This is a genomic window from Paracoccus wurundjeri (assembly GCF_030678915.1).
Classification (GTDB): domain Bacteria; phylum Pseudomonadota; class Alphaproteobacteria; order Rhodobacterales; family Rhodobacteraceae; genus Paracoccus; species Paracoccus onubensis_A.
The window spans coordinates 62,276-73,350 of the sequence record NZ_JAUUTZ010000024.1; the positions used below are offsets into that span (position 1 = coordinate 62,276).

General features: G+C 62.0%; 9 protein-coding genes. 4 read left to right on the forward strand and 5 right to left on the reverse strand.

Going from position 1 to position 11,075, the window contains the following annotated elements; translation table 11 throughout:
* Positions 1–22: 22 nt before the first annotated feature.
* The 5 genes from Q0601_RS19510 to Q0601_RS19530 form a co-directional block, all read right to left on the reverse strand.
* A complete protein-coding gene (locus tag Q0601_RS19510; RefSeq protein ID WP_305291585.1) occupies positions 23–1,417 on the reverse strand; it encodes an amidase in 1,395 nt (464 codons plus the stop codon).
* A gap of 141 nt (positions 1,418–1,558) precedes the next feature.
* A complete protein-coding gene (locus Q0601_RS19515) occupies positions 1,559–2,599 on the reverse strand; it encodes an ABC transporter permease (protein WP_305291586.1) in 1,041 nt (346 codons plus the stop codon).
* 2 nt (positions 2,600–2,601) lie between these two features.
* Complete coding sequence (locus tag Q0601_RS19520; protein WP_305291587.1) at positions 2,602–4,161, reverse strand: sugar ABC transporter ATP-binding protein; 1,560 nt, start codon at positions 4,159–4,161, stop codon at positions 2,602–2,604.
* 72 nt (positions 4,162–4,233) lie between these two features.
* The gene (locus Q0601_RS19525; protein WP_305291588.1) at positions 4,234–5,238 is read right to left on the reverse strand and encodes a substrate-binding domain-containing protein; all 1,005 of its coding nucleotides are present in this window, start codon (positions 5,236–5,238) and stop codon (positions 4,234–4,236) included.
* A 24-nt stretch (positions 5,239–5,262) separates the two neighbouring features.
* Positions 5,263–6,270: an ABC transporter permease gene (locus Q0601_RS19530; RefSeq protein WP_305291589.1), complete on the reverse strand. Its 1,008-nt coding sequence runs from the start codon at positions 6,268–6,270 to the stop codon at positions 5,263–5,265.
* 184 nt (positions 6,271–6,454) lie between these two features.
* Here Q0601_RS19530 and Q0601_RS19535 point away from each other — a divergent pair, with 184 nt between their 5' ends.
* The 4 genes from Q0601_RS19535 to Q0601_RS19550 all read left to right on the forward strand — a co-directional run bounded on the left by Q0601_RS19535 (position 6,455) and on the right by Q0601_RS19550 (position 10,923).
* The gene (locus Q0601_RS19535; protein WP_305291590.1) at positions 6,455–7,465 is read left to right on the forward strand and encodes a dihydroxyacetone kinase subunit DhaK; all 1,011 of its coding nucleotides are present in this window, start codon (positions 6,455–6,457) and stop codon (positions 7,463–7,465) included.
* Between the two features lie 13 nt (positions 7,466–7,478).
* Entirely contained in the window at positions 7,479–8,111 is a 633-nt protein-coding gene (gene dhaL, locus Q0601_RS19540; protein WP_305291591.1) for a dihydroxyacetone kinase subunit DhaL, read from the forward strand.
* A gap of 68 nt (positions 8,112–8,179) precedes the next feature.
* Entirely contained in the window at positions 8,180–8,815 is a 636-nt protein-coding gene (gene dhaL / locus Q0601_RS19545) for a dihydroxyacetone kinase subunit DhaL (RefSeq protein ID WP_305291592.1), read from the forward strand.
* Complete coding sequence (locus Q0601_RS19550) at positions 8,812–10,923, forward strand: bifunctional sugar-binding transcriptional regulator/dihydroxyacetone kinase subunit DhaK (protein ID WP_305291593.1); 2,112 nt, start codon at positions 8,812–8,814, stop codon at positions 10,921–10,923. Before dhaL (Q0601_RS19545) ends, Q0601_RS19550 begins: the two co-directional genes overlap by 4 nt.
* Positions 10,924–11,075: the final 152 nt, after the last annotated feature.

Genomic DNA, 11,075 nt, shown 5'->3' on the forward strand with positions numbered 1-11,075 from the left:
GGGGTGATGGGCCCGGATGGCGCTATGGGCGATCGAAGCGCGGCCAGTCGGTTATGGGGCCGCGCATCTCTTCCCATGTTCGGGCGATACGAAGAACCGCCAGATCCTCGAAACGTGGCCCGACGATTTGCAGGCCGATCGGGATTCCGGTGGATGTCATCCCGCAATGGACCGAGGCGGCGGGCTGCTCGCCCATGTTCCAGGGAACCGTGAATGCGATATGCTCGAAATTGCGCTGCGGGTCATTTGTAGGGGAGGGAAGTTCTGCCGGATAACTGCGATCCGGATTGACCGGCGAGATGATCGCGTCCAGCCCGTGCAAAGCCTTGTTGGCGGCGCGGCGCATGGCGAAAACCTGCTCGAAACCGGCGGCGACCTCGGGGCCGCTGACATCCGCGCCGGTTGCCGCCCAGTCCCTGATATAGGGCAGGATGCGCTCTTGTGCTCCGGGTTCCAGTTTCGAGATCATGGACCAGACCCGCGCGGCCCATGCCATGCCAAGCCCGTCAAGCATCTCGCGGGTCAGGACAGGGGCGACGGGAATGACGGTCGCGCCGTTTCCCTCGAACAGGCGCGCGGCGTTCTGAACGGCCTCTGTGATCTCGGGGTGAACCGGATTTCCGCATCCGCCCTCCATCATCAGCCCGATCTTCATGCCGCGAAGCTCGACTGGCCCCGTATCCCAGTCGATATTCTCATGCTTGAGCGATGTCGCATCGCGCCAGTCCGGACGGGTGATCGTCTGCATCAGGATCGCGGCGTCATCGACGGTGGGTGTCATCGGCCCCGCGACCCTGCCGGTATAATAGGGGTCGATGGGCACCCGGCCGAAGGAGGGCTTCAGCCCGAACAATCCCGTCCAGCCAGCGGGAATCCGGATCGAGCCGCCGATATCGGTGCCGACATGCAGCCTTCCGTAACCCGCTGCCCCCGCGGCGCCGGAGCCCGAACTGGAGCCTCCGGGATTCTGCGTCAGATCCCAGGGGTTGCGGCTGAGCTGATGGAATGACGACAGCCCCGATGACAGCATTCCGTAATCCGGACAGGTGGTCTTCGCGTAGATGACCGCCCCGTCTTCACGCAGGCGCGCCGCTGTGGGGGCGTCTTCATTGGCGGCGAAGGGCGTAATGGCGGCGGTTCCCTGCGGGACGTGATCGCCTTTGGTCGCGATCAGTTCCTTGATCGTGACCGGAACGCCGTCAAGCCGCCCTTTCGGCGCATTTTGCAGATAGCGATCTTCCGAGGCCCGCGCGTCTTCAAGCGCCTGCTCGGGACGAAACAGCCAGAGCGCCTGCACCTTTGGCTCCGAAGCCTCGATGCGTGAAATCAGGGCCGCCATATATTCCACCGGTGACAGCGCGCGTGAATTGAATGCGGCGATGAGCTGCCGCGTCGAGAGTTCAAGAATATCCGTCATGCGTTCTGCTCGTTCCGTTTTGGGCAATTGCGTCGGTCGTTCTGCCGGGCCGATGACGGAAGGGTATATTCTTGGCGCCGGCGATCAAGCCTTTCCTTCCTTGCACCGGTCGCGGAAAGAACAGTGCCCGCCGATAGGGCGCTATTTCAGGATCATCCGGTCGATCCGCGCAAAGAACAGGCCCGCAAGGATGATGAAACCGCCAAGAATGGCCGTCTGCCATGAACTGGGGATGCCAAGCAGGATAAGAACGCTGGACACAAGCGTGATCAGGATCACGCCCAGCATGGTTCCCAGCACCGTGCCCGAGCCTCCGGTAATGCGCGCGCCTCCAAGCACGACCGCGGCGATGACCGGAAGCTCGGTCCCCGCAAGATCGAAGGGATTTGCCAGCCGGTTCGCCGAGACATGCAGCACTCCTGCGATGCCAGCCAGCATTCCGGCATATGCGAAGACGAAGACGCGAACATGCGCTACGCGGAAGCCAAGCCGCGCCGCGATTTCGGGCTTGCCCCCCACGGCGAAGACCGCTCTGCCGATCAGCGTGTAATTCAGCATCCACGATGTTGCCAGCGCCGCTATGACCGTCAGCAGCACATAGGCGGGAAGGGTGACGGTAAGGCCCCGCGCGGTGGTCACGGTCGCCAGCGGCATCTGCCCGAATGCGCTCATCGAGCCGGGGATGTTCATGAAGAGGGCGGTGCCCACAAAGCTTAGCAATGCGCCGCGCAAGGCGTATTGCGTGCCGATCGTGACGATCAGTGCAGGCGCCCGCAGCGCGTTGACCAGCAGCCCGTTGACCGCACCCAGAACACCCCCCGCCAGCGCCGCGCAGGCAAGGATCGGAACGATGCCCGCGCCGGGCAGGAAATTCACCACGATCAGGGTCAGGGAATACATGACGAAGGCGGCGATTGCGGTAAAGGAGACGTCCAGACCGCCTGCCGCCAATACGACGAAGACGCCAAGCGCAAGCAATCCGCGGATCGCCGAAGCTCGGAGAATGTCGAACAGGTTGGCGATATGCAGAAAATCGGGATTCACAACCCCGATGACGGCGCAGGTGATCACGATCATCGCGGCGGGGAATACCGCCGGGTGACGTGCCGACCACAGCCATAGCTGCGCAAGCCGCCCCGGTTTGGTCGTGTCGTCGGTCTGAACAGTCCGGGTTGCGGTCATCGTTATCCTTCCCGCGCAGTTTTGCCGCCGCTACCGGCGATCTCGTTATACAGCGTTTCTTCTTCCAGACCTTCGGCCGTGAAGATACGGCTGACGGCCCCGTCGCGCATGACCGCGATCCTGTCGCAGTTTTGCAGGAGTTCCGGCAGATCGTCCGAAATCAGTATGATCCCGGTGCCATTTTCGGCCTGCGCCTGAATGATCCTGAAGATAGTATCCTTCGATCCGACATCCACGCCGACTGTCGGCCCGTGCAGGATCAGAACCCGGGGACCTGTCGCAAGCCAGCGGCCGATCAGCACGCGCTGCTGGTTTCCGCCGGAAAGAGACTGTACCGGAGCTTCGGTCCCGGCGGCGACGATCCGTAGCTCGTCCAATGTTTTCTGTGTCAGCTCCCGGGCCTTGCGGCGGTTCAGAAGGCCCAGCGAATTGCGCAGCCTGTCCAGAACGGACATGGTGACATTGGCTGAGATCGATTTTTCGAGGAAAAGTCCCTCGGTCAGCCGATCCTCGGGAACATAGGCGATCCCTGCCGAGATCACGCTTGCAGGCTCGGACGGATCAAGCGGCCTGTCCTCCAGCACCACTTTCCCGCGATCGGGCGGAGCCAGCCCGGCAAGGCTTTTTGCAAGGTCATTCCGCCCGGAATCGGCCAGCCCGGTAACGCCAAGAATTTCTCCGGCGCCGATGGTCAGATCGATATCGCGATAGGCATCCTTCAATCCCAGCCCCTGAATCTGCATGAGCGGGGCAGGGGGCGTGACCGGCGAGTGGCGATAGCGGCCCTGTTCAAGCTCTCGGCCGGTCATCCACAGCCCGATCTCGGCATTGCTTGCCTGCGTCACATCGCATTGCTGCACCAGCTCACCGTCGCGCATCACCAAGCCGGTTCCGCCGATCTCCCGCGCTTCGTCCAGCTTGTGGGTAACGAACAGAACCGCCGTGCCGCTTTCCTGCAAGCGCCGGATCACCGAGATCAGGTTACGCACCTCTCGCCTTGTCAGCGAGGTCGTGGGTTCGTCCATGATGACCAGCCCGGCCTTGCTGGCGATGGCGCGGGCAATGGCGACAAGCTGGCGGATGGCGATCGGAAGCGTCTGGATCTGACGCGCCAGAAACTCGGGATCCGTGGGCAGGTTCACCTCGGACAGGGCGCGGCGCGCGACATCGTCGATCTGCGCCGGGCTGATGCGGCGGAACAACCGGCCAGAACTTTCGACCAACTGCTGTGACAGGCCGATATTCTCTGCCACCGACAGGTTGGGAAGAAGCGACAGATCCTGGTAAACCGTTTCGATCCCGGCATCGAGCGCGGCAATCGGGTCAAGTCCGGTCATGTCCTGCCCCCGGATCAGCAACTGGCCCGAACTGGCGGGCTGCGCACCCGAAATGATCTTGATTAGGGTGGATTTCCCGCAGCCATTCTCTCCCAGCAGGTGATAGGAACCTCCGGAATTGATCGTAAGGCTCACGCCCCTCAGCGCATGCACGCCGCCATAGAACTTGTGCAGCGCGCGCGTTTCAAGAAAAGGGGTGCCGCTGGTGGCGGGAAGTTCGGGCATGACAGCAGGATTTCCGGAATTGCAAAAGATGGAAGGGACGCGATGCGTTCCGGCACCGCGTCCCTTTCGGGTTTAGAACGGGTAGTCCTTCCAGTTCGATGCATCGACATCGACCCATGCCTGACCACGAACGATCTTGCCTTCGCCGGGGCCATCCGAGACGGTGACATCCTCATAACCCGGGACACCCAGATCCATGCCGGATTCGACCTCTTCGCCTTTCAGCGTCATATCCACGAGGACATTCATCACATAGCCCGCATCCTTGGGATCCCAGAACGAGATGCCATCGACTGCGCCGCTTTCCAGATATTCCGATGTGTCGCGCGGCAGGCCAAGCCCGTAAACGCAGGTCTCGTCTTCCAGTCCCGCTTCCTCGACGGCCCGGCCGATGCCGATCACGTCAATGGCGGACCCGCCCTGAAAGCCGCGGATATCGGGATGGGTGCGCAGGATTTCCCGGGCAAGCTCATAAGCGCGGTTGGCGTCGTTGAAGCTTTCGTTTTTGGGGGAGACCAGTTCCATCTCGGGAAACTGCTCCATGTATTTCGCGCCACCATCGGCCCATTGAACATGGGTCAGGCTACCCAGCGATCCGACGAAGGATGTCCATTTGCCCTTTTCGCCCATGCATTCGGCGATGCGCGTGGCGAAGCGGGCCCCGAATTCCTCATTGTCGAAGGCTTCAAGGTCAAGCTGCGTATTCTCGAGATTGTCGGCCTCGTGGGTAATGACGGTGATTCCCCGACCCATTGCCCGGCGCAGAATGCCTTCCAGCGAAGACGGATCCATCGGCACGATCGCCAGCGCATCGACCCCTTGCGCCACAAGATCCTGCACGATGGCAGCCTGTTGAGCGGCATCGGCGCGGGCGGGGCCAACCTGCCGGGTTGCGATGCCGTCATGTTCCTGACCGTAAGCGTTCACGCCCTCTTCCATGCGGGTGAACCAGTTTTCACCAGTGACCTTGACGACGGTAACGGCCTCTTTGTCGCCCTCTTGCGCCAGGACGCCGCTGCCGAGCATGGCGATGCCCGCTGCTGCGGCGGCGATACGGAATGGGGTATGGCGTTTCATGAAAATCTTCTCCTCCTTACGGTGTTAGCTGCCCTGACGGGCGTTGCCGCGCAGGGCGGCGGGGATGTAGGCATTCCAGTCGACGCGCGCATTGGCCAGGAACAGAAGCAGCATCAGCCCCCAGGCGCAGTCGCGGAAAAAGTTCGAAATCTGCATGAAATTGAGCAGGCTCGAAAGGATTTGCAGCGCCATTGCCGAAAGCACGACGCAGATCACCCGGCCGTAACCGCCCTCGGGACGGACCCCGGCCATGACCGCGATCAGGATGGCGACCAGAACGTAAGAGCTGCCATAGTCCCATTTGATGCTGGAATTGCGCGCGGCGATAATGATCCCCGCGATCGACGCCAGAATTCCGGCCAGCAGATAAGTGCGAAACAGCATGGACTGCACGCGCAGCCCCGCGAAACGCGCGGCTTTCGGATTCGAGCCCATCAGGAACAGATGGTTTCCGAAACGGGTGAATTTCAGCAGCACGGCAAGCGCGGCGGCGATCAGCAGGAACAGGGCGAAACTGTAGGGGATGCCCCAGATGGGCATATTGCCGAAATCATCGATGATCTGCACGTAACCCAGTCTCAGCGCGGATCCGCCGGTCAGGCCGACGGCCAGCCCGGTAAACAGAAGCTGGGTGCCAAGCGTGGCGATGATGGGCGTCATCCCCGCATATCCGATCAGCGCGCCGTTCAGTGCCCCGCCAAGTGCGCCGGTGACAAGGGCGATCCCGGCAAATGCAAGGAAGAAGGCGGCCGGCGCGTCTTCGGATGAGAATATCAGGGGGGCCAGCAGAAAGGCGATGACTCCGGCCAGATTGGCCAATGCGATCCCGGAAAGATCTATCCCGCCATTGCCCGAAATCATGGCCAGCATCACGCCAAGCGCCAGAAGTCCCAGTTCCGGTACCTGGGTTCCCATGGACTGAAAATTGAACAGCGAGAAGAATTGCCGATCAACCAGGGCCAGGCTGGAAAGCAGGACAAGCGCATTGAGCGCGACCAGAAACATAAGCTGAGCATCGGTCCTGCGTGGCAAAATCTTCCCCTCCCTTTTGTCCGGTGCCGGGCCGGATGGTGGTGAGGAAATCCTTGAAATTGACATTTGTCAATATTTAAATTCAATATGTAAAAATGAACTGTCGATTCTGATTGACAGCTAAGGCAGTTCTTCGAAATGAAAGACCGGTATTTCAGCCGCAAGGATTTTTGGGAGGAGCGATATGCAGAGGCTTTTGAACGATCCGGATGACATCGTTGACGAGACGGTTGCCGGATTCCTGCGTGCTCATCGCGATCTGGTCCGGTTGTCCGACGCCAATCCGCGGGTCGTGCTGTCGCATGGCTGCGGGGAAAAGGGGCGGGTCGGAATCGTGACCGGAGGCGGCTCGGGTCACGAGCCTGCATTTATCGGCTATACCGGCCGGAATCTCGTTGACGCTGTTGCTGTTGGTGAATTGTTCTCGTCTCCGACCGCCAAGGCTTTTCTGGAAGCGATCCGCGCCGCCGATGGCGGCGAGGGGGTTGCCGTGCTGTATGGCAATTACGCGGGCGACAACATGAATGTGAAAATGGCCGCGCGTATGGCCGCGAAAGAGGGCATCCGGGTCCTGACCGTGGTGGCCAATGACGATGTCTGCTCGGCTCCGCAGGCGGAACGCGGGCTTCGGCGCGGCGTGGCAGGCGAGATCCTGATGTGGAAGGTTGGCGGCGCATGCGCAGCGCGAGGTGCTTCGCTGGAAGATGTGCAAAAGGTTGCGCAGGCTGCCATCGATGCGACCCGCTCGGTGGGGGTGGGGCTGGCGCCTTGCACATTGCCGGCCAATGGAAAGCCGAATTTCGAGATCGCCCCCGGCAAGATGGAAATCGGCATTGGCCATCACGGCGAACCCGGCACGGATGTGGTCGAGCTGTTGCCGGCAAATGATGTGGCCGACCGGATGCTGGATATCATTCTGGCCGATCATCAGCTTGAGGCGGGTGATGAGGTTTGCGTTCTGCTTTCGGGGCTTGGCGCGACCCCGGTCAACGAGCTTTACGTATTGTATGACCGGGTTGAATCACAGCTTGAGACCAGAGAAATCCGCGTTCATCGCAGCTTCGTGGGCAATTATTTCACCTCGCTCGAGATGATGGGGGCGACCCTGACCGTCATGAAGCTGGATCCGCAGCTGAAGGAATTGATCGATATGGAGGCGGAATCGCCCGGCCTGACCGTGCGTGCGAAATCGTAAGAGAGGGAAGAGGATGACGGGATTTGCAAATGCCGGCTCGGGCATTGTCGTGCGCGGGATTGCCGAGGCGGTGGTTTCGAACCGTGCGTGGCTGTCCGAAATCGATGGCAAGATCGGCGATGGCGATCATGGCAACAACATGGCCAAGGGCTTTGCCCGCGCCGCGGAAAGGATCGGTGACGGTGACAGGCTTGATGCTGCCTTCGCCACGGTGACGGATGTCCTGATGGGCGAGATCGGCGGTTCGATGGGGCCGCTTTATGGCATGTTCTTTTCGGATATGGCGGATGTCGTCGCCGATGAAGAGGTGATCGACCCGGCGTTATTCGCCCGGATGCTTGCCGCAGGTTGTGAAGGCGTCATGGCCATCGGTGAGGCTAAGGCGGGCGATAAATGCCTGCTGGATGCTTTGGTTCCGGCTGTTGCTGCGGCGGAAGAAACCGCTTCCGAAGGATTTCCGGTCATGCTCGCGGCGATGCGGCAGGCGGCCACAGATGGCCGCGATTCGACGAAAGACATGATTGCCCGGATCGGTCGCGCCAGCCGTCTGGGTGAACGGTCGCGCGGGGTGTTGGATGCTGGTGCTGCCTCCTGTTGCCTGATCCTGCACGCGCTTGCGGATGGGGTCGAAAAGCGCCTTACCTGAGCGGCAAGAGATTGCGTGCATCCACCATAACCGTCAAGCTGGAGCCCGGTTTACCGGGAGCCTTCAGGATGACAACAGGCATATATCTGGACAAATCCGCGATCCGGCGGTTTCTGCTATGCGCCGCGCAATCTCTGGAAGAGGCGCGGTCCGAATTATCTGCGCTGGATGGCGAAGTCGGGGATGGCGATCACGGCGCCTCGATGGCGGACGGGTTTCATGCCGCGATGCGTGGTTTCGATCTGTGCGGCTCGGAGAATCTGCCTGACTGTCTCAGGGCTGCGGGGCGGGCATTTCTGCAGGCGGTCGGGGCTACGGTCGGCCCGCTTTATGCATCCGGCTTCATTGGTGCCGCAGGGCGCGCGGACCCGGACGGTATCACGCTTGCGTCGCTTATTTCCGGGTTCAGCGAAGGGATCGCCGGTCGCGGCAAGGCGGCGCCCGGAGATTGCACGATGATGGATGTCTGGGAACCCGCAGCCCATGCCGCAGCGGCGGCAGGTGTTACGGACAATCCGATGCAGGAGGTTCTGGACGCAGCCAGCGCGGGGCTTGAAGCCACCCGTTCGATGGTAGCCAGCCGTGGTCGCGCGGCGCGGCTGGGCAGCAGGACCCTGGGGCGGATCGATCCCGGTGCACGATCGGCGTTTGTCATCCTGACATCTCTTGCCGGGGTCGTGCGGGAAACGGATCCCAGAGAATGAGCAGGCGCCGGGCGACAGCTTTGCCGCGTGGCGAAGGCGGAGCGGCAGAGGCCAAGCCGCGGGCGCCATTGCGCTTTGGCGATGACCCGCTGTTATGGGCCGCATGGCTGTATTACGAGGACGAACTGACCCAAGGCGAAATCGCGACGGTCATGGGAATTTCACGCCCGACCGTTATCGCCTATCTGGCAGAAGCGCGCGAGCGGGGCATCGTCAATATCTCGATCAATGGCGACCGATTCCGGGCCCTGTCCCTGGCGCGTCAGTTATCGGCGCATTTCGGGCTCAAGGATTGCCTTGTCATTCCGGCCGAGGGAGGCACGGCAAGCCTGATCGAACGTCTTGGTCGCGCCGGCGCGCAAGCGCTGGGCTGGCATCTGCGTGCAGGCGACATGATCGGCATCGGCTGGGGGCGCACCATGCTGGCCGTTGCCGAAGCGGCCGGAGATCCCGGTCTTTCCGATCTGACCGTGATACCGGCAACCGGGGCGATGACGGCCGATCTGTCCTGTGCGCCCGAACTTTGCGCTACGCGATTGGCTCAGAACCTTTCTGCCCGGATGATCCCGGTCTCGGCCCCGGCGATCCTGTCTGATCCCGGGATACGCGACGGGTTGCTGCAAGAGCCGGTGCTGGCCGCGCAATTGTCCAATCTGACCCGGCTGGACATGGTTCTTCTTGGCCTTTCACCGCTCAGGCCCGGCTCGACCGTGGAAGCAAGCGGGTTCCTGACCACTCCGGAAGAAAACCGTGACAGCTATCGCAATGCGGTGGGCGCGGTTGCCGGAAGATTCTACGATGCGGCGGGCAAGGCGGTTCCCGGATCGTTGGACAGCCGTACGATCGGGATCGATCTTCCCGGATTGTTGCGGGTACCTACCCGGATCGGCGTTTGCGGAGGTTTCGACAAGGTGCAGGCGATTCTTGGCGCCCTGCGCGGTGAACTTGTCAATGTCCTTGTCACCGACTCGGCTACTGCCGAAGGGATCCTGCGCGCCGACGGCATCGAGGTTCAGCGTCAGAGCCTGACCCGCAGGCCACCCACTCTCCCTGGCCGTGATCGGGACGAGCCTCCTGCTATGGCGGGCATGCAGCCGGTCAAGAAAATACTGAACGATCCCCGCGATGCCGTGAACGAGGCGATCGAGGGAATGCTTCTGGCCTTTCCGCAATATCTTCGCCCGATTGGAGGATCGCTCAGATCGCTGGCGCGGGCTTATCCCGCACCTGCCGGAAAGGTCGGGCTGGTGGTCGGCGGGGGAGCGGGGCATGAGCCGATGTTCCTTGGCTATGTTGGCCCGGGCCTTGCCGATGCGGCGGCGATTGGGAATGTCTTCTCATCGCCGCCGCCTGACCGCATTCTCGACTGTACCCGGCAGGCAGATGGTGGCGCTGGGGTTCTGCATGTTTTCGGCAATTACACCGGCGACACGATGAATTTCGAGATGGCGGCAGAAATGGCGGTGGCCGAGGGGATCACGGTTCGCAGCGTCATCACCACCGACGATGTCGCGTCATCGCCTGCCAGCGACCGGGCTGCGCGGCGCGGAACGGCCGGGAATGCGTTCGTTTTCAAGATAGCTGGCGCGGCTTGCGACAGGATGCAGTCGCTTGACGAATGCGAACGGATCGCCCGAAAGGCCAATGCGCATACTTATAGCATGGGGGCGGGCTTGTCGGCCTGTTCCTTGCCGGAAACGGGCCGGCCCAGTTTCCTGCTTGGGCCGGACGAGATCGAACTGGGTGTCGGGATCCATGGCGAACCCGGGGTGATGCGCGCCGATCTGATGACGGCCGACGGTATCGCGGACAGGATCATCGAGACGCTGATCGAAGATGCATCACTGGATGCCGGCGCCCGCATCGCATTATTGCTGAACACGCTGGGCAGCACGCCCATGATGGAGCTGGCGATCGTGAATCGCCGTATCCACAAGCGGCTTGCAGCCCGCAAGATCGAGGTGATGCAAAGCTGGCTGGGCGATTATTGCACATCTCTGGATATGGCGGGGTTATCGGTATCCATGCTGGTTCTGGATGAGGAGTTGCAGGACTTGCTGCAACATCCCTGCGACAGTATCGCTTTGACCTTGTGTCCGGGCGTCTGAAGGTGAAGCGTCGTTGCGGCTTGCCGAAGCGGGGGGGGGGGGCCCGCGCCCCCGGGGGCTGGGGGGGGGGGGCGCGGGGGGGCGGGGGGCGGGGGTTTTTGTGGCGGCGGGGGGGGGCACCCCCGCGGCGTGGACAGCGCGAGGAAAAGATT

Bases quoted from the DNA above. Each gene is read 5' to 3' on its own strand.
- Q0601_RS19520 (WP_305291587.1), bottom strand. From the start codon at position 4,161: ATGCCCGAACTTCCCGCCACCAGCGGCACCCCTTTTCTTGAAACGCGC.
- Q0601_RS19515 (WP_305291586.1), bottom strand. From the start codon at position 2,599: ATGACCGCAACCCGGACTGTTCAGACCGACGACACGACCAAACCGGGG.
- dhaL (WP_305291592.1), top strand. From the start codon at position 8,180: ATGACAACAGGCATATATCTGGACAAATCCGCGATCCGGCGGTTTCTG.
- dhaL (WP_305291591.1), top strand. From the start codon at position 7,479: ATGACGGGATTTGCAAATGCCGGCTCGGGCATTGTCGTGCGCGGGATT.
- Q0601_RS19535 (WP_305291590.1), top strand. From the start codon at position 6,455: ATGCAGAGGCTTTTGAACGATCCGGATGACATCGTTGACGAGACGGTT.
- Q0601_RS19510 (WP_305291585.1), bottom strand. From the start codon at position 1,417: ATGACGGATATTCTTGAACTCTCGACGCGGCAGCTCATCGCCGCATTC.
- Q0601_RS19525 (WP_305291588.1), bottom strand. From the start codon at position 5,238: ATGAAACGCCATACCCCATTCCGTATCGCCGCCGCAGCAGCGGGCATC.
- Q0601_RS19550 (WP_305291593.1), top strand. From the start codon at position 8,812: ATGAGCAGGCGCCGGGCGACAGCTTTGCCGCGTGGCGAAGGCGGAGCG.